Origin of the sequence: Sphingomonas kyeonggiensis (assembly GCF_014196745.1) — a bacterium.
Classification (GTDB): domain Bacteria; phylum Pseudomonadota; class Alphaproteobacteria; order Sphingomonadales; family Sphingomonadaceae; genus Sphingomonas; species Sphingomonas kyeonggiensis.
In genome coordinates, this window is record NZ_JACIEH010000001.1 from 62,557 (window position 1) to 77,529 (window position 14,973).

A 14,973-nucleotide genomic window follows, 5' to 3' on the forward strand; every position below is an offset into this window, starting at 1 on the left:
CCAAAGGGGAGGGTTATGATGGCTAGACTGTTCCTCGGCGGCGCGCTCGGTGGGCTCGCCATGTGGTTGGTGGGCTTCATCTTCTGGGGCACGCCGCTCAGCCTGCTCGCGCTTTCCAAGACCGACGATGCCGCCAGCGCGGCGCTGCACGCGGCGCTGGCCCAGCATCTCGGCCCTCTCGGCAGCGGCGCCTATCCGGTGCCCTGGCCCTATACGCCGGCGGGCACCGCGCTCTACGGCCAGGGGCCGGTGGCGATGATCCTGTTCAACCAGCACGGCTTCGCGGCGTTCGATGCGAGCGCGCTGGTCGGTGGCCTGATCCTCGCCATCGTCTGTGTGTTGGTCGCCGGCTTCGCGCTGCGCATGGTGGCGGCCACCCTCGGCTTTGCCGACCGGCTGAAGCTGGTGGCGATCACGGCCGTGGCGGTGACCGCCTATTCCGATCTCGGCCAGCCGATCTTCAACCACGCGCCGTTCGGCTATTTCTTCTATTTGTGGCTGAGCGACGTGGCGAGCTGGATCGCGGCGGGCGCGGTGCTCGCCTGGGCATTGCCGCGGCCGATCGTGACGCGGATCTGACCATGTACATCTGCGCGCTGGTGATCCCGGTGCCGGAGGCGAAGCGCGATGCCTATCGGGCATGGGCCGAGCGGGGTGCGGCGATCTTCAAGGCGCATGGCTGTCTGGAAATCACCGAGGCCTGGGAGGATTTCGTGCCCGATGGCTCGGTGACCGACTTCCGCAAGGCGGTGGCGGCTGAGCCGGGGGAGAAGATCGTTATCTCCTGGCAGGTCTGGCCCGACAAGGCGACGCTCGATGCCGCGGAGGCGGCGATGCATGTCGATGGCAGCCTGGAGGTGGAGGGGGAGATTCCCTTCGATGCGAAGCGGCTGATTCTGGGGTGTTTCGCGCCGCTTTAACTTAGTTCCTCCCCCAGCTTGCTGGGGGAGGGGGACCGCCGCCGAAGGCGGTGGTGGAGGGGCGCGGCGGGTTACCGCCGCATTGCGGCGGCCCCTCCACCATTCGCTGCGCGAATGGTCCCCCTCCCCGAGACAAGCTCGGGGAGGAATTAATTACAGCAGCCCCAGGAATCTGACCCCCGCCAGGAAGTCCGTCCGGCGATTGTCCCGTGCGGCCAGGGCAAGCTCGTCCTCGCCCCATTGCTCGGCCTGCCACAGCTCGTCGACATGCGCGGCCTGCCACAGCCCCTCTGCGGGAATCGCGCCCTCCAGCAGCGCCAGCGCGCCGACCAGCGAGCCGCTGATCGTCACCACCGGGGAGAGGCCCGCGATGTGGAAGGGGTCGAGCGCGTGCACCGCCTCGGCCAGCCGGGCGATCGTCGCCTCGGGCTGGGCCTTGTGGATCACGCCGGTCGCGGTCTCGAAATGCACGTCGTAGCGGCTGCGTGCCCAGTCGAGCAGCGGGTCCCAGGCCTCGGCCTGGCGCAGCACCAGCGGCTCGGGATCCTCGGCGCGATAATAGAGCAGATCGCTTTCGCCATAGGCGGCCAGGCCCTGGGCGAAGGGTGCGGGATCGGCAGAAATCTTGTCGATCGCGGCATTGGCGAGCCCGGTGAGCTTCATCGCGCGTGGATCGAGCGTCTCGCCCACGGCGCGCCATTCTTCCGCCACCCCCTCGGCCAGCGCGGGGGTGGGCAGGGCGAGCGGCGCCCGATCGGGGGTACGCACCGGCTTGCCGTCGAGCGCCACCTGGCCGTTCTCGACGCTGACTTCCTTCCAGAAACGCTTCATGCTTCGGGTGTGGCCTCCACGGGGGTCTTCCAGCGCCGGGCGAGGAAGCGCGGCACCACCGCCATGAAATAGAGCGATGCGAGCAGGATGGCACCCCCGAAGACGGTGACGCCGTAATTCGGTGCGCGTCCCGCGACGAGCAGGCCGAGCACGGCGCCGGCGGTGCCGAGCATGTTGACCGCGACGATGATGTAATAGCGCTTGCGTGCCAGCTGTTCGGCCTCGGTCATATCCGCTCCAGATGCGCGAAGAGCTGGCTGGCATGATCGGCGACATGGTGGGCGCCGGCGCCGAGCAGCTCCTCGGACGTGTGGTATCCCCATAGCACACCAACGGCATGGGTGCCAGCGGCCCGCGCCATCGCCATGTCGAAGCTGGTGTCGCCGATCATCGCGGTGGTCTCGGGCGCGGCGCCGGCCTCGGCAATGGCGAGCTCGAGCATCGCGGGGTGGGGCTTGGAGGGGTGGCGATCGGCGGTCTGCAGCGTGACGAAGCGGCTGTGCAGGCCGTGATGCTCGAGGATCAGGCGAAGCCCGCGATCGGACTTGCCGGTGGCGACGCCGAGCAGCCAGCCGGCAGCGTCGAGCGCCTCGATCGTCTCGATGATGCCGTCATAGAGCGGTTCGGGATCGAGCGCGGCGGAGGCGCGCATCGCGTGGAAGGCGCGCTTGTACTCCTCCGCCATCGCTTCGTGCAGCGCAGGCTCGGCCTCGGGCAGCAGCCGCGCGATCGCGGGGACGAGACTGAGCCCGACGATCCGGCGGATGGCATTGCGGTCGGGCGGGGCGAGGCGGTGCGCATCGAAGGTCGCCTCCATCGCGCGGCAGATGTTGATCTGCGAATCGACGAGCGTGCCATCGCAATCGAATACGGCGAGGCGGTTCATGCTCAAATTCCTCCCACAGCTTGCTGGGGGAGGGGGACCGCCGCCGAAGGCGGTGGTGGAGGGGCGCGGCGGGTTACCGCCGCATTGCGGCGGCCCCTCCACCATTCGCTGCGCGAATGGTCCCCCTCCCCGAGACAAGCTCGGGGAGGAACTTGACGGGGTGCGTTCATTTCGCCCCCCGCATCAGCGCGGCCATCGCGCGGCGGCCCTGCGTCTCCAGCGCGTCGGCCGCGGAGAGGCGCGCGGCGTCAGGCTTGTTCTGGCCGAGCTTGAGCGTACCGCGCCAGGCCTGGATATCGAGCCGGAAGCCGATGATCGCAGTCAGCAGCTTCGCTGTCTTGGCGGGATCGACCTTGCCCAGCGTCCATTCGGGCTTGGGGGCGAGGCGACGTTCCTGCTCGTGGCTGATCGCATCGAGGATCGCGACCAGCCCGGCCTCGTCGGTGCGGCTCACCCGGCCCTCGAGCTCGACCGCGACATAGTTCCAGGTCGGTACTTCGTCCGGGCCGGTGCCGTACCAGTCGGGGCTGACATAGGCGTCCGGCCCCTGCAGGTTGAACAGGCCGGTGGCGCCGTCGAGGTGCCGGGCGAGGCCGTTGCCGCGGGCGAGGTGGAAGCCGAGCGTGTCGTCGTCCAGCCACACCACGGGCACGTGCGCGACGCGTGGCCCGTCGGGCGTCGCGGCAAACAGCGCGCCGAAGCCGGTCTCACGCACGAGATCGCGGATCGCCGGGCGGTCCTCCCAGCGGAAGGCCGGATGCGGGTGCATCAGCGGCCCCGGGGCGCGCGGGGCTTGTCTCCGCCGGTGCGCGGGCCGGGACGGGCAGCGCCGCGCGGCGCCGGCTTGCCGCCGGGCTTCGCGGTGCCGGGCCGCGCGCCGCCCGGTTTGGCACCGACGGGCTTGCGGGCACCGGGCTTGGCGGCGGCGGTTGCCGGCGCCTTGCGCGTGCTCGGCTTGCCACCGCTGCGCGGTGCGGGCTTGTCGCCGATCGGGCCTTCGCCGCGACCGCGCCGTTCGCCGCGGCGCTCCTTGCGCACCGACTTGGCATGCGCGCGGGCATTGGCCTTGAGCTGCTCCTTGGTCATCGGCGGGGGACCGTCGTCGAGCGGAAGCGCGTCGCCCTCAGCCTCTTCGAAGCCGAGCGTGCGCAGCGATTCGGCGAAATGGTGCGGCAGCGCCGCGCGTACGTCGATCCGATCGCCATCGGGATGATCGACGCGGAGGCGGCGGGCGTGGAGGTGCATCTTGCGACTGATGCCGCCGGTCAGAAAGGCTTCGGGCCCGCCATACTTCCCGTCGCCGACGATCGGGAAGCCGATCGCCGCCATGTGGACGCGCAGCTGGTGGGTGCGCCCGGTGAAAGGTTGGAGCTCAACCCAGGCGGCGTGATTGCCGGCGCGGGCGATCACCCGGTAGCGGGTGCGGGCGGGCGAGCCCTCCTTCTCGTCGACCTGCATCTTCTCGCCGCCGGTGCCCGGCTGCTTGCCGATCGGCAGCTCGATCATGCCGTCCTCGATGCTCGGCATGCCGACGACCAGCGCCCAATAGACCTTGCGCGCGGTGCGGCTCGAGAAGCTCTTCGAGAAGGCGGCTGCCGCGCGGGCGGTGCGGGCGATGAGCAGCGCGCCCGACGTATCCTTGTCGAGCCGGTGGACCAGCTTGGGACGGCTCTCCATGTCGTACTGGAGCGCGTCGAGCAGCTCGTCGACATGCTCGGTGGTCTTGGTGCCGCCCTGCGTCGCCAGGCCCGGGGGCTTGTTGAGCACGAATGCCGCATCGTCCTGGTGGATCACCATCGAGCGGGCGAAATCGATCTGCTCCGCGCTCAGATTGACGACGCGCACGCGCTTCGGACGGGCGGGCTTGTCGGGCGACGGCGCCTCGGCCGGGGGCACGCGGATCACCTGACCCTCGCTGACATGGTCGCCGGGCTTGGCGCGCGCGCCGTCGACGCGAAGCTGGCCGGTGCGCGCCCAGCGCGAGACCAGGTTGAAGCTGGTGTCGGGCAGATGCCGCTTGAACCAGCGATCCAGCCGGATGCCGTCGTCATCGGGCTTTACGGTGAACTGGCGGACGGCGTCCTGGGCTTTCGGGGGGGTCATGGAATTGCTCGCAATAGGCTGAGGCCCGCGAACAGCGCGAGCGCCGAACCGAGGACCGAAGCGAAGATATAGCCGAGGCCGAGGCCCCAGTCGCCCCGCTCGACCATGTTCATCAGGTCGAGGGTGAAGGCGGAGAAAGTGGTGTAGCCGCCGAGCACGCCGACGCCGATCAGCAGGCGCCATGGCTCGCCGCCCTGGCCGATCCTGGCGAGGGTGCCCGCGAGCATGCCCATCAGGAAGCCGCCGATCAGGTTCACGGCGAGCGTACCCCAGGGATAGTCGGGCCCGAACCAGGCGAGCGTGAGCTTGCCGGTCAGGTAGCGCGCCGCGGAACCGAAGGCGCCGCCGAGCATGACGAGGAGAAGGGCTGGCATCCCGAGCGGTTAGCGCGGAATCGGGGAGAGGGGAACCTTCTCGTTAATTCCTCCTCGGAACGGGGAGGAGTTTAGATCCCGTTGTTCGCGACCATGTCGATGTCGGTCCCGCCGTCGGAGCGGGCGGTCAGGAACAGGACGTACGCCCCGCCATCCTTGTCGCGGGTGCCGCCGAGGATATGCTCCTTGCCGTCGACCTGGTGCTCGCCGGTGTACCCGGCGCGGACCGCCCTGGTGTAGTACCAGTCGAGCATCACCTGCATCGGCTGGGGCGAGGAGAAGCTCACCACGCGCAGCTGGCAGGCGCCGGCGGTGCTGCCCGCGGCTTCGGTGACGCGGGCCTGGGGATAGAGCGGCAGGTCCCTGGGCAGGCGCTGCGCCCAGCCCGCGGCATATTGCAGCGAGGCGGCGCACTGGTTGCTCTTCGGATCCTTCTGGCGCGCGGCGAGGCCGCCCAGCGTCACGGACTCGCGCGCCGCGGCGCACTGGGTGCACTCCTTGGTCGTCTGGGTCGGGGCCGGGGTCTTGAGCAGCTGGCCATTGTCGACCTTGCTGCCATTCGCCGCGACATTGTCGTTCGGCACGCCGCCCGAATAGGGCTGGCCGGGGGGACGGATCGCGTCGCCATTGGCCTGGCGGCCGAGCTGGGGGTCGACCATGATCTGGTCCTGCAGCGCGCTGGCCAGCGCCGGATCGGCGGCGTTGCCGCTCTCCGTGTCGGCGACGTCCCCCAGGCTGCCACGGCTGCCGCATCCCGCGAGTGCGAGGGGCAGGGCAAGCATCAGGAAGTAATTGCGGGCCATTCACACGCTCCTTTGGCGCTTTCTCATGCCCGAGGAAGGTTAAGGAAGGCTTTGGGAAAGGGTGGATTCCCGCCCGTTCCCGCGTTAACCATGAACGGAACCCCGGACGGATCGGTGCGTATTGCCTCGTGGAGTAAAGGGGTAGGCATGCATCTGAACGGGAAGTTGGTCGGTGCCGGCGTCGCTGTCGCCATTGCCGCGGGCATCGGATATGCCCTGCTCTTCAAGCCCGAGGACGAAGCGGAATTCGATACGGTGGCGCGCGACGGCGCGTTCAGCGTGCGCGATTATCCGCGGCTGCTCGTCGCCGAAGCGGTAGTGCCGGGGCTGCGCCAGGCGGCGCTCTCGGTCGGCTTCACCCGGCTCGCCGATTATGTCTTCGGCAAGGACCGCGCCGGCGGGCGCCTGCCGATGACCGTGCCGGTGCTGTCCGACGGCGATGAGGACGGGCGCGGCTGGCGCACCCGCTTCGTGATGCCGCCGCATGCGAGTATCGATACCTTGCCCGATCCGCGCGACGGCGTCCGCCTGCGTTCGCTGCCCGCTCGCCGGATCGCCGCGCTGCGCTTCAACGGCGTGGACAGCGAAGGCGCGCTCGACGCCTATGAGGCGGAGCTGCGCGCCTGGATCGGCGCCCACGGCCTGCGCGCCGCGGGGCCGGTGGAGCATGCCTTCTACAACTCGCCCTTCACGCCCGCGCGCCTGCGCCGCACCGAGGTGATGATCCCGCTCGCCGCCTGACTGTTATATGTTGATAACACACTTACGATGGGATATGACGACGGCATGCTGAACCTGCTCTCGATCCTTGTCGGGATCATCGCCCTGCCGCTCATGCTGATCGCGCTGATCCCCCTGCTCGGGTGGCTCAACTATCTGGTGATCCCGATCGCCGTGGTCGGGCTGGCGCTGGGTGCGCTTTCGGACTCGAATGCCGGGCGCAACCTCAACATCGTCGTGGCCGGCGTCGGCTTCCTCCGCCTGTGGCTGGGCGGCTTCATCTTCTGATCCCAACGAAAAGGGCCCGGCGTTTCCACCGGGCCCCTCTCTGCCTGCGTGGCAAGCTTTTGGGCGTGAGCCCTTAGCGGCAGCGGACGTCGCCGCGGTCGACCGACGAGCCGATCGCCGCACCTGCGGCCGCGCCGAGCAGCGTGCCGAGCGTGGCGTTGCGACCGTTCGACAGCGAATTGCCGAGCAGGCCGCCGGCGACGCCGCCCACGATCAGGCCGGTCGTGCCGTCCGAGCGGCGGCAATAATAGCGGCCGTCATTGCCGCGATAGACGCGGTCGTTCCGGCTCAGGCGGCGCTCGCGATAATAGCGGCCGTCGCGATAATAGTCCGACGGGTTGTAGTAACGCTCGCCCGGGGGCAGGCGGTTATAGTCGTAGTTGCGATAGCGGCGATAATCGCGGCGCCACTCGCGGTCGTTGCGCTGATCGCGGCGATCATAGCGGTCGCGGCGGTCGTGGCGGTCACGATCGCGCCAGTCCTGCGTCACACCCGCGCTGGTGGCCGCGATCGCGAGCGGCGCGCCGGAGGCGGCGACGGCCGGAACGGCGGCGAGGCCGGCGCTGGCGATGACTGCGGCTAGAAGGATACGCATGGAGTCTCTCCTTGTTTCCAGAAGACCAACGTACCGGAACGGGACGGGTTGCGTGAACGGAAAACTACCTCCCGTTCACGCACCAGCCATGCGTCAGATGCGCGTGTCGCCGGGATAGGCGAAGAGCAGGTCGCTGCCCGCCTCGGCATGCAGCTCGGCGCTGCCCTCGATCGTCACGCATTCGCCGGCCTGGAAGGCGACGCCGTCGACCACGCCTTCGCCGCGCAGCGGGATCAGCCAGCCGGTGACGCCCGCGGGCACGGTCAGGTTGCGCTTGCCGCCTTCCCAGCGCTCGAGCACGAACTTCGGGCCTTCGACCAGGATCACCCGGTCGTCGGCGACGCGGCCCGGCATCGGGTGCGGCACATAGGGCACCGGCTCGGACACCTCGATGCCGGCATCGAGGTGCAGCTCGCGCGGGCGGCCATAGTCATAGAGGCGATAGGTGGTCTCGCTGTTCTGCTGCACTTCGACCAGGGTGATCCCCGCGCCGATCGCGTGGATCGTGCCCGAGCCCGAATAGAAGAAGTCGCCGGCCTTGACCGGCTTCCAGTCGAGCAGATGCTCGATCGAGCCGTCGAGCGCGGCGGCGCGCAGGGTCTCGCGATCCGTGGGTTCCTTGGTGCCCAGCGCGATCGTCGAATCGGGTTCGGCCGCCAGGATCACCCAGCATTCGTCCTTGCCGCGCGGCAGCCCGGCGGCATGCGCCTGCTCGTCGGTCGGGTGGACCTGCACCGACAGCTTCTCGCTGGTGAAGAGATATTTGATCAGCAGGTCGGGGGTGCTGTTGCCCGGCGTCTGGAACCAGATCTCGCCCACCGGCTCGCCATCGGCGGCGGGATCGGCAAAGCCCGGCCACAGGGTGTGACGGCCCCAGGGCTTCTCGACGCGGTGGGTGGCAAGCAGGGTAGCGGTCACAAAATACCTCGTGAAAACGGTTCGGGGGTCAAACGCGCATGCCCCCTCGTGGCTCCCGCCGCAATTGCTGATTGGCGGTGCGTTCTTGTTGATTGGCCGCACCAGCCCGCTCCCCCACCCGGCCTCCCATCGGCAGTATCTTGTGGGAGGCCGGGTGGGGGAGCGGGCTGGTGCGGCAATGACACAAAGAGGCCGCGAAAAGGATTGTTTGAAGCCACGCGACCGCGCTAAGACCCCCGCCCATGCGTACTTCCACCACTCGCGCGCTCGCGCTCTCCCTGCTTCCGGTCCTCGCCCTCTCGATGGCCGGTTGCGCCAAGAAGAGCGGTGGCAAGGACCTTCCCTATGTCGCGCGCGACGTCGGCACGCTCTATTCCACTGCCAAGCAGAAGCTCGACCAGCACCAGTACAAGCTGGCCGCGGCGCTGTTCGACGAAGTCGAGCGCCAGCACCCCTATTCGGTCTGGGCGCGCCGCGCGCAGCTGATGGGCGCGTTCAGCTATTATCTGAACCGCGACTACACCGAATCCATCTCGTCGGCGCAGCGCTTCCTCGCCGTCCACCCGGGCAACCGCGACGCGCCCTATGCCTATTACCTGATCGGCCTGAGCTATTACGAGCAGATCAGCGACGTGCAGCGCGACCAGAAGATCACCCAGCAGGCGCTCGATTCGCTGGGCGAGCTCACCCGCCGCTATCCGAACACCAAGTACGCCGCCGATGCGCGCCTGAAGATCGACCTTGTCCGCGATCACCTCGCCGGCAAGGAAATGGAGATCGGCCGCTTCTACGAGACCCGCGGCCAGTGGCTGGCGGCGACGCTGCGCTTCCGCACGGTGGTCGACCAGTACCAGACCACCACCCACGCGCCCGAGGCGCTGATGCGCCTGACCGAAGCCTATCTCGCGCTCGGCGTGCCCGAGGAAGCGAACAAGGCCGCGGCGGTGCTCGGCGCCAACTATCCCGGCACCGACTGGTACGAGCACGCCTACAAGCTGATGCAGGAGAACAAGGGCAAGCTCCAGCAGGCCCAGACGGCGGCCAAGCCCGCGAGCTGATGCTCGTCCGGGCTTTCGTTCCCGTTAAGTTCCTGCGATAGAGGCGGCGCATGCTGACCGCGCTGGCCATACGCGACGTTGTCCTGATCGAGGCGCTGGACCTGGAGTTCGGCGCCGGTCTGGGCGTGCTCACCGGCGAGACCGGAGCGGGCAAGTCGATCCTGCTCGACGCGCTCGGCCTGGCGCTCGGCGCGCGGGGCGAGACCGGGCTGGTCCGCAATGGCGCCACGCAGGCGGTGGTCACCGCCAGCTTCGAGCCGCCGGCGCGGGACAGCGAGATCGCCAATATCTTCCACCAGAACGGGCTCGAGCTGGAGCCGGGCGAGCCGCTGATCGTGCGGCGCATCGTCAAGGCCGATGGCGGCAGCCGCGCCTTCCTCAACGACCAGCCGGCCTCGGCAGGCCTGCTGCGCGAGCTGGCGCCCCATCTGGTCGAGATCCACGGCCAGCACGACGATCGCGGCATGCTCAATTCGCGCGGCCACCGGGCGCTGCTCGACGCGTTCGGGCGCTGCGATCCGGGGCCGGTGGCGATCGCGCACCGGGCGTGGCGCGATGCCGAGGCGGCGCTGGCGGTGGCGCGGGCCGAGCAGGACGTTGCCGAGCGCGACCGCGAATGGCTGGAACATGCCGTCGCCGAGCTGCGCGCGCTCGCGCCCGAGGCCGGCGAGGAGGAAGCGCTGGCAGAGCGCCGGGCGAGCATGCAGCGCGGCGAGAAGATCGCCAGCGAGCTGCAGGGCATCGCCGAGCTGCTCGACGGTTCGGAAGGCGGGCTGAGCCAGCTCCGCCAGGCGGCGCGGGTGCTCGAGCGCATCGCCGAGGATCACGAGGCGCTGGCCGAGGCGCTCGCCGCGATCGACCGTGCGATCACCGAGGCGGCCGAGGCGCAGGACAAGGTCGACAGTGCGGCCGAGGCGCTCGCCTTCGATCCCGCCGCGCTGGAGGCGGACGAGGCGCGGCTGTTCGAGCTGCGCGGCATCGCCCGCAAGCATCGCGTCCAGCCCGACGAACTGCCCGCGCTGCTCGAGGAACTTTCGGGCCGGCTGGAACGGGTCCAGAGCGGCGGGGCAGGGATCGCCAGGCTCGAAGCGGCGGTGGTGGAGACGCACCGCGTCTATGCCGAAGCCGCGAAGACCCTTTCCGCGAACCGCACCCTGGCCGCGGCCCGGCTGGATGCGGCGGTGGCGACCGAATTGAAGCCGCTCAAGCTGGACGCCGCGCGTTTCCGCACGGTGGTGGATCCGCAGGAAGAAGCGAACTGGTCGAGCTTCGGCATGGACCGGGTCGAGTTCGAAGTCTCGACCAATCCCGGTGCGCCCTTCGCGCCGCTGGTCAAGATCGCCTCGGGCGGCGAGCTGTCGCGCTTCATCCTGGCGATGAAGGTGGCGCTGGCAGAAGAGGGTGGGGCGCGTACGCTGATCTTCGACGAGATCGATCGCGGCGTCGGCGGCGCGGTCGCCAGCGCGATCGGCGAGCGGCTCGCCCGGCTGGCGGACAGCGCGCAGCTGCTGGTGGTGACGCACAGCCCGCAGGTCGCGGCGCGGGGCGCGCAGCACCTGCTCATCGCCAAGAGCCATGACGGCACGGTAACCCGCACCGGCGTCACCCCGCTCGATGCCGCCCAGCGCCGCGAGGAGATCGCCCGCATGCTCTCGGGCGCCGAGATCACCGACGAGGCAAGGGCCCAGGCCGAGCGGCTGATCGCGGCCTGAACGCCCTCCCTTGAATGGGAATGGAAGCTAGGCGGCCATCTCACGTGCGATCGGGCGGCGCCCGCCAATCCAGCCGGCATAGCCGATCCCCGCGCCGGCCAGCCCCGCCGCCAGGGCAAGCGGCATCGGTGGCAGCCCGGCGAACTGGGCGAACAGCTGCCGCCATGCCGGAAGCGGCCCGAGAAACTGGAAGAGCAACCCGCCGAGCACGATCGCCGCACCGGCAAGGAAGAACGGGCGGCCATGGCGTCCGCTGCGCAGCGCCAGGCCGAAGGCGATCGCCGCGGTGATCGCATTGCCGAGCTGGAAGCCGATGCCGAGCTTCCAGAAATCCTCCGGCCCGCCGATGCCCAGCGGCGGCAGGATCGGGGCGAGCCGGCCGAGGATCGGGGGCAGCAGGAAGAGCACCGTCGCCAGCATGTAGCGCGCATGGAGCTGGACCTGCCGCCGCGTGCGCAGCGCCGCATAATAGCACCAGGCGAAGGCGGCGACCGAGAGGATATCGATCCAGGCCAGGCCCGGCGCGTACATCGGATAGAAGGGCGACGGCGCCTCGACATAGCGTTGCGCCATGCCGAGGAAGATCATCGATCCCCCGGCAAGGAACAGCGGGAACAGCGCCAGGCTCCAAGCCCCGAGCGCGCGGTGCAGCGCATTGTGGCCCGTATGGATCGTCCAGCTCTGCGCGATCAGGAGCAGCAGCCACAGCGTCGCGGTCACGCCGTGCGCGTGCATCTGCAGCGGAGCGGTGCCGATCGTGGCGAGATAGCCGGGCCAGAAGGCGAGCGCGGCGAGCGGGAATATCGCGAGCAGGAACCAGTGTGCGTGACGATACGGCATGCGACTGCTCCCCCTTGGTCATCTGCAGAATATCGCAGGTAATCGCGCAGTCAACGCGGCGAGGTCAGCCCTTGGTCAGGACGCGCATCATGTTGTCGCGGATCTCGTTCTGCTTCTCGCGGATCATGCCGGGGATCAGGAAGATGTCGATCAACACCCAGACGAAGCCGATCAGGATGAAATAGGACAGGATCTGCAGGATCGCCGAAACCGGGCGGCCCAGATAGAAACGGTGCGCGCTGACGAACCACAGGAAGAACCAGAACAGATAGGCCACCACGATGTTCGGCCCGTCATTGGCCACGCGCTGCTCGACCAGGCTCATTTCGGCAACCGAGATCGTCATCATGGTCCTCTTCGTTTCGTCCCCGGAATCTAGGGGCCGCCGCGCGCCCGTCAATCGATTCCCCCGGCCCGTTGCCGGCCAATTGCGCCGCTTCGGGTCATCGCATGGGGGACTCCATCCCTCGAAGATGAACGGAACTCTCCGCGTCGTCACAGCTTGCGACACAAAAGCACGGGTCCGGGGACAAGGCTGCGACAGGCCATGCCCATAACCGGGTTCAGGCCGCAGGGACGGCCCGGTTTTTTGAAGAGGAGCGTAGACATGAAGAAGTTCACCCTGATGCTCGCCGGACTTGGCATCGCCGTCTCGGCCGTTCCGATGACCGCCGCGATGGCCGCGCCGCACCCGGCGCCCGCCTTCCAGGCATGGCAGAGCATCAATTCGCGCCAGGCCAATCTCGATCTCCGGATCGACCAGGGCGTCCGCTCGGGCGCGCTGACCCGGGGCGAGGCGGCGCGCCTCCGTGCCGATCTCAACAGCCTGTCGCGGCTCGAGGCCCAGTATCGCCGCTCGCGTCCGGGCCTGACGCTCGCCGAGCGCCGTGACCTGGATCGCCGCTTCGATGCCCTGTCGGCACGGGTCCGCGTCGAGAAGCACGATCGCGACAATCGCCCTGGCCGTCCCGGTCGCTGGTAAGACAAGCTGACGGGTTCCCTTTCCGCCCCCTTTGGGGAACCTGACCAGGACGGGCCCCGCCGCAATGCGGGGCCCGTTGCTGTCTGGGGGAGGTGTAGCGGCATTCGAGAATCCTCCCCCTGGCGGGGAGGATCGATACGGCCAGCCCCTCACCGCAGCGGTTTGCCGCTGTCCTTCCACTTGTCGAGGATCTGCGATTCGCCCTGGTCCATCGGCGAGGCGCTCGGCGCGGCCCTGGGCACATAGCCGCCGATCGGCGTGCCGCTCTGGGCATAGGCCGGCTGGATGGTCTCGCGCGGGGTGGCGATGGGTGCGGCGCTCTTGCCGGGGACGGCCACCGGCGCGGGCATCGGCACCGGCATCGGCACCACCGGTGCGGCCAGCTCGGCCAGGTCCACCCGTGCATGCGGCTCGGGCAGCGGCTCGCCGCCGCGATAGGCCTGGCGGAAGGCGGCGGCGGTGCCCCACCAGCCCTTCCAGCGATGGAAGAAATGCGCGCCGAACACGCCGGTCATCACCAGGCTGCGGTTCCAGGACGGGGTGACGGCATAGGTGTGATAGTGCGTGGCCTCGCCCACCGCGCCGAACACCTGGCCCGAAAGCGCGGCGGCGGCGACCTTCGCGGCGCGGTCCCAGGCCGAGCGCATCGGCGCGCGCGCCATCGCGCCGTCACAGGCGAAGCTGAACTGGCAGCCGCGCTTCTCCGATCCCTGGAACACGACTCCACATACCGTTGCGGGAAAGGCGGGATGGCGCACGCGGTTGAGGATCACCTGCGCCACCGCGCGCTGCCCGTCGGTCGGCTCGTTCGCCGCCTCGTAATAGATCGCCGTGGTCAGGCACTGGAGCGCGCGCGACTTGTCGAGCCCGGTGCCGGCGAGGCGGAAGGGCTGGGCCGGCTGGATCGATCCGTCCACCGTGTCGACCGCATCGGCGGGAATCGGCAGATCGGGCAGGGTGGTGGTGCCGGTCGTGCCGGCGCCGACCGCGGCATCGTCATCGACGGCATAGTAGAAGGCGGCACCGGGGAAATGATCCTCGGCCTCATAGCCGACCGCGACCGGTTTCGGCTCGGCCTTGCGCGGCTGGGCGGGGGCGAGTGCCTGTGCGGAGAAGCCGGCGCCGATCAGCGACGCGACGATCGCCGCGGCGAACCCCCGCGCCTGCATCTTCGAGAAACGCCGCCAGAACAAAGTTACGCCACCCCATGGGCCCCTTGCCCGTGCGCGGCATAGCGTATTTCAGGACGAGCTTCGCCCCCGGATTCCACCGTGTCCCGCAGCGAAACACTTGATGGTAAAGGTAATTTTAACCCTGAGCGGTGCGCAGCGCGGGCAATGCGCTGCGGATCACGCTGAATGCCGAGCGCAGGAACAGGGCAGCGATGGCGGCGCCCACCAGAATATCGGGCCAGGGCGATGCGAACAGCGCCACGCCGCCCGCCGCCACGAGCACGCCGATGTTCGACACCACGTCGTTGCGCGAACATTCGAAGGTGCTGGCCATGTTCACATCCTGCGCGCGGAAGCGCCACAACAGGCGTAGGCAGAGCAGATTGGCGGCCAGCGCAAGCGTGCCGAAACCGAGCATCAGCGTGGAGGAAGGCGGAATGCCGCTTTGCAGCTTGATCGCGATGTCGATCAGGATGCCTATCCCGAAGGCAAGGATGAACACACCCTTGGCCAGCGCCGCGCCGCCCTTCCACCGATCACTGCGCGCCAGCGCATAGAGGCTGAGCCCATAGACCAGCGCGTCGCCGAGCATGTCGACCGCATCGGCCATCAGCGCCGCGGAGCCGGCGATCACGCCTGCCCCGAATTCGAGGAAGAACATCGCGGCGTTGATCACCAGAACGATGGTGAGCACGCGGCGTTGCTCGGCCTGGACGGCGAGCCGCTCGAGTTCCTTGCTCTTGGCGGAGCAGCAATGTTCGGCCATCTCGA

20 protein-coding genes are annotated in these 14,973 nt (G+C 69.0%); 7 read left to right on the forward strand and 13 right to left on the reverse strand.

Translation table 11 applies throughout. From position 1 onward, the window contains the following. Window positions 1-18 precede the first annotated feature (18 nt). Window positions 19-579, forward strand: coding sequence for a hypothetical protein (locus GGR46_RS00320; RefSeq protein WP_183993501.1), 561 nt, complete (start codon window positions 19-21; stop codon window positions 577-579). Between the two features lie 2 nt (window positions 580-581). Then, window positions 582-920, forward strand: coding sequence for a DUF1428 domain-containing protein (locus tag GGR46_RS00325; protein WP_183993503.1), 339 nt, complete (start codon window positions 582-584; stop codon window positions 918-920). A gap of 153 nt (window positions 921-1,073) precedes the next feature. On the opposite strand, the gene GGR46_RS00330 is transcribed toward GGR46_RS00325, so the two are convergent. The 7 genes from GGR46_RS00330 to GGR46_RS00360 form a co-directional block, all read right to left on the reverse strand. Further along, window positions 1,074-1,751 carry an ATP12 family chaperone protein gene (locus tag GGR46_RS00330; protein WP_183993505.1) on the reverse strand — a complete coding sequence of 226 codons (678 nt, stop codon included), beginning with the start codon at window positions 1,749-1,751 and terminating at the stop codon, window positions 1,074-1,076. After that, window positions 1,748-1,981 (reverse strand): hypothetical protein, encoded by a 234-nt coding sequence (locus GGR46_RS00335; protein WP_183993507.1) that lies wholly within the window; start codon window positions 1,979-1,981, stop codon window positions 1,748-1,750. The genes GGR46_RS00330 and GGR46_RS00335 overlap by 4 nt, the downstream gene beginning before the upstream one ends. After that, window positions 1,978-2,637 (reverse strand): HAD-IA family hydrolase, encoded by a 660-nt coding sequence (locus tag GGR46_RS00340; RefSeq protein ID WP_183993509.1) that lies wholly within the window; start codon window positions 2,635-2,637, stop codon window positions 1,978-1,980. Before GGR46_RS00340 ends, GGR46_RS00335 begins: the two co-directional genes overlap by 4 nt. Before the next feature lie 166 nt (window positions 2,638-2,803). Further along, window positions 2,804-3,406, reverse strand: a complete 603-nt coding sequence (locus tag GGR46_RS00345) for an FMN-binding negative transcriptional regulator (RefSeq protein WP_183993511.1) — start codon at window positions 3,404-3,406, stop codon at window positions 2,804-2,806. Next, entirely contained in the window at window positions 3,406-4,740 is a 1,335-nt protein-coding gene (locus GGR46_RS00350) for an RluA family pseudouridine synthase (RefSeq protein ID WP_183993513.1), read from the reverse strand. The genes GGR46_RS00345 and GGR46_RS00350 overlap by 1 nt, the downstream gene beginning before the upstream one ends. Continuing rightward, entirely contained in the window at window positions 4,737-5,114 is a 378-nt protein-coding gene (gene crcB / locus GGR46_RS00355) for a fluoride efflux transporter CrcB (RefSeq protein WP_183993516.1), read from the reverse strand. The genes GGR46_RS00350 and crcB overlap by 4 nt, the downstream gene beginning before the upstream one ends. Window positions 5,115-5,185: 71 nt before the next feature. Continuing rightward, window positions 5,186-5,917: a hypothetical protein gene (locus GGR46_RS00360; RefSeq protein WP_183993518.1), complete on the reverse strand. Its 732-nt coding sequence runs from the start codon at window positions 5,915-5,917 to the stop codon at window positions 5,186-5,188. Between the two features lie 147 nt (window positions 5,918-6,064). Here GGR46_RS00360 and GGR46_RS00365 point away from each other — a divergent pair, with 147 nt between their 5' ends. Together GGR46_RS00365 and GGR46_RS00370 are read left to right on the forward strand one after the other, a co-directional pair. Then, the gene (locus tag GGR46_RS00365) at window positions 6,065-6,658 is read left to right on the forward strand and encodes an SOUL family heme-binding protein (RefSeq protein WP_183993520.1); all 594 of its coding nucleotides are present in this window, start codon (window positions 6,065-6,067) and stop codon (window positions 6,656-6,658) included. A gap of 27 nt (window positions 6,659-6,685) precedes the next feature. Further along, window positions 6,686-6,925 carry a hypothetical protein gene (locus tag GGR46_RS00370; protein WP_425506495.1) on the forward strand — a complete coding sequence of 80 codons (240 nt, stop codon included), beginning with the start codon at window positions 6,686-6,688 and terminating at the stop codon, window positions 6,923-6,925. 73 nt (window positions 6,926-6,998) lie between these two features. Here GGR46_RS00370 and GGR46_RS00375 read toward each other — a convergent pair whose 3' ends face one another. Together GGR46_RS00375 and GGR46_RS00380 are read right to left on the reverse strand one after the other, a co-directional pair. Next, entirely contained in the window at window positions 6,999-7,520 is a 522-nt protein-coding gene (locus GGR46_RS00375) for a glycine zipper 2TM domain-containing protein (RefSeq protein WP_183993522.1), read from the reverse strand. Window positions 7,521-7,613: 93 nt separating this feature from the next. Beyond that, window positions 7,614-8,438, reverse strand: coding sequence for a cupin domain-containing protein (locus tag GGR46_RS00380; protein WP_183993524.1), 825 nt, complete (start codon window positions 8,436-8,438; stop codon window positions 7,614-7,616). 242 nt (window positions 8,439-8,680) lie between these two features. On the opposite strand from GGR46_RS00380, the gene GGR46_RS00385 reads away from it, so the two are divergent. Continuing rightward, window positions 8,681-9,496, forward strand: coding sequence for an outer membrane protein assembly factor BamD (locus GGR46_RS00385; protein ID WP_183993526.1), 816 nt, complete (start codon window positions 8,681-8,683; stop codon window positions 9,494-9,496). Window positions 9,497-9,546: 50 nt separating this feature from the next. Beyond that, window positions 9,547-11,208, forward strand: a complete 1,662-nt coding sequence (gene recN / locus GGR46_RS00390; protein WP_183993528.1) for a DNA repair protein RecN — start codon at window positions 9,547-9,549, stop codon at window positions 11,206-11,208. Between the two features lie 27 nt (window positions 11,209-11,235). On the opposite strand, the gene GGR46_RS00395 is transcribed toward recN, so the two are convergent. Continuing rightward, on the reverse strand, window positions 11,236-12,048 hold the full coding sequence (locus tag GGR46_RS00395) for a hypothetical protein (protein ID WP_183993530.1): 813 nt from the start codon (window positions 12,046-12,048) through the stop codon (window positions 11,236-11,238). A gap of 64 nt (window positions 12,049-12,112) precedes the next feature. Then, entirely contained in the window at window positions 12,113-12,394 is a 282-nt protein-coding gene (locus GGR46_RS00400) for a TM2 domain-containing protein (protein ID WP_183993532.1), read from the reverse strand. Window positions 12,395-12,655: 261 nt separating this feature from the next. Between GGR46_RS00400 and GGR46_RS00405 the strand changes: the two genes are divergently transcribed. Next, a complete protein-coding gene (locus GGR46_RS00405) occupies window positions 12,656-13,030 on the forward strand; it encodes a hypothetical protein (RefSeq protein ID WP_183993535.1) in 375 nt (124 codons plus the stop codon). 149 nt (window positions 13,031-13,179) lie between these two features. Here the strand turns inward: GGR46_RS00405 and GGR46_RS00410 are convergent, their stop codons facing one another. Together GGR46_RS00410 and GGR46_RS00415 are read right to left on the reverse strand one after the other, a co-directional pair. Further along, window positions 13,180-14,223, reverse strand: coding sequence for a cell wall hydrolase (locus GGR46_RS00410; RefSeq protein ID WP_246425853.1), 1,044 nt, complete (start codon window positions 14,221-14,223; stop codon window positions 13,180-13,182). 115 nt (window positions 14,224-14,338) lie between these two features. After that, the gene (locus GGR46_RS00415) at window positions 14,339-14,968 is read right to left on the reverse strand and encodes a cation efflux transmembrane domain-containing protein (RefSeq protein WP_183993537.1); all 630 of its coding nucleotides are present in this window, start codon (window positions 14,966-14,968) and stop codon (window positions 14,339-14,341) included. Window positions 14,969-14,973: the final 5 nt, after the last annotated feature.

Coding starts and splice junctions, on each gene's coding strand:
- GGR46_RS00320 (WP_183993501.1), top strand. CDS start 19: ATGGCTAGACTGTTCCTCGGCGGCGCGCTCGGTGGGCTCGCCATGTGG.
- GGR46_RS00325 (WP_183993503.1), top strand. CDS start 582: ATGTACATCTGCGCGCTGGTGATCCCGGTGCCGGAGGCGAAGCGCGAT.
- GGR46_RS00330 (WP_183993505.1), bottom strand. CDS start 1,751: ATGAAGCGTTTCTGGAAGGAAGTCAGCGTCGAGAACGGCCAGGTGGCG.
- GGR46_RS00335 (WP_183993507.1), bottom strand. CDS start 1,981: ATGACCGAGGCCGAACAGCTGGCACGCAAGCGCTATTACATCATCGTC.
- GGR46_RS00340 (WP_183993509.1), bottom strand. CDS start 2,637: ATGAACCGCCTCGCCGTATTCGATTGCGATGGCACGCTCGTCGATTCG.
- GGR46_RS00345 (WP_183993511.1), bottom strand. CDS start 3,406: ATGCACCCGCATCCGGCCTTCCGCTGGGAGGACCGCCCGGCGATCCGC.
- GGR46_RS00350 (WP_183993513.1), bottom strand. CDS start 4,740: ATGACCCCCCCGAAAGCCCAGGACGCCGTCCGCCAGTTCACCGTAAAG.
- crcB (WP_183993516.1), bottom strand. CDS start 5,114: ATGCCAGCCCTTCTCCTCGTCATGCTCGGCGGCGCCTTCGGTTCCGCG.
- GGR46_RS00360 (WP_183993518.1), bottom strand. CDS start 5,917: ATGGCCCGCAATTACTTCCTGATGCTTGCCCTGCCCCTCGCACTCGCG.
- GGR46_RS00365 (WP_183993520.1), top strand. CDS start 6,065: ATGCATCTGAACGGGAAGTTGGTCGGTGCCGGCGTCGCTGTCGCCATT.
- GGR46_RS00370 (WP_425506495.1), top strand. CDS start 6,686: ATGGGATATGACGACGGCATGCTGAACCTGCTCTCGATCCTTGTCGGG.
- GGR46_RS00375 (WP_183993522.1), bottom strand. CDS start 7,520: ATGCGTATCCTTCTAGCCGCAGTCATCGCCAGCGCCGGCCTCGCCGCC.
- GGR46_RS00385 (WP_183993526.1), top strand. CDS start 8,681: ATGCGTACTTCCACCACTCGCGCGCTCGCGCTCTCCCTGCTTCCGGTC.
- recN (WP_183993528.1), top strand. CDS start 9,547: ATGCTGACCGCGCTGGCCATACGCGACGTTGTCCTGATCGAGGCGCTG.
- GGR46_RS00395 (WP_183993530.1), bottom strand. CDS start 12,048: ATGCCGTATCGTCACGCACACTGGTTCCTGCTCGCGATATTCCCGCTC.
- GGR46_RS00400 (WP_183993532.1), bottom strand. CDS start 12,394: ATGACGATCTCGGTTGCCGAAATGAGCCTGGTCGAGCAGCGCGTGGCC.
- GGR46_RS00405 (WP_183993535.1), top strand. CDS start 12,656: ATGAAGAAGTTCACCCTGATGCTCGCCGGACTTGGCATCGCCGTCTCG.
- GGR46_RS00415 (WP_183993537.1), bottom strand. CDS start 14,968: ATGGCCGAACATTGCTGCTCCGCCAAGAGCAAGGAACTCGAGCGGCTC.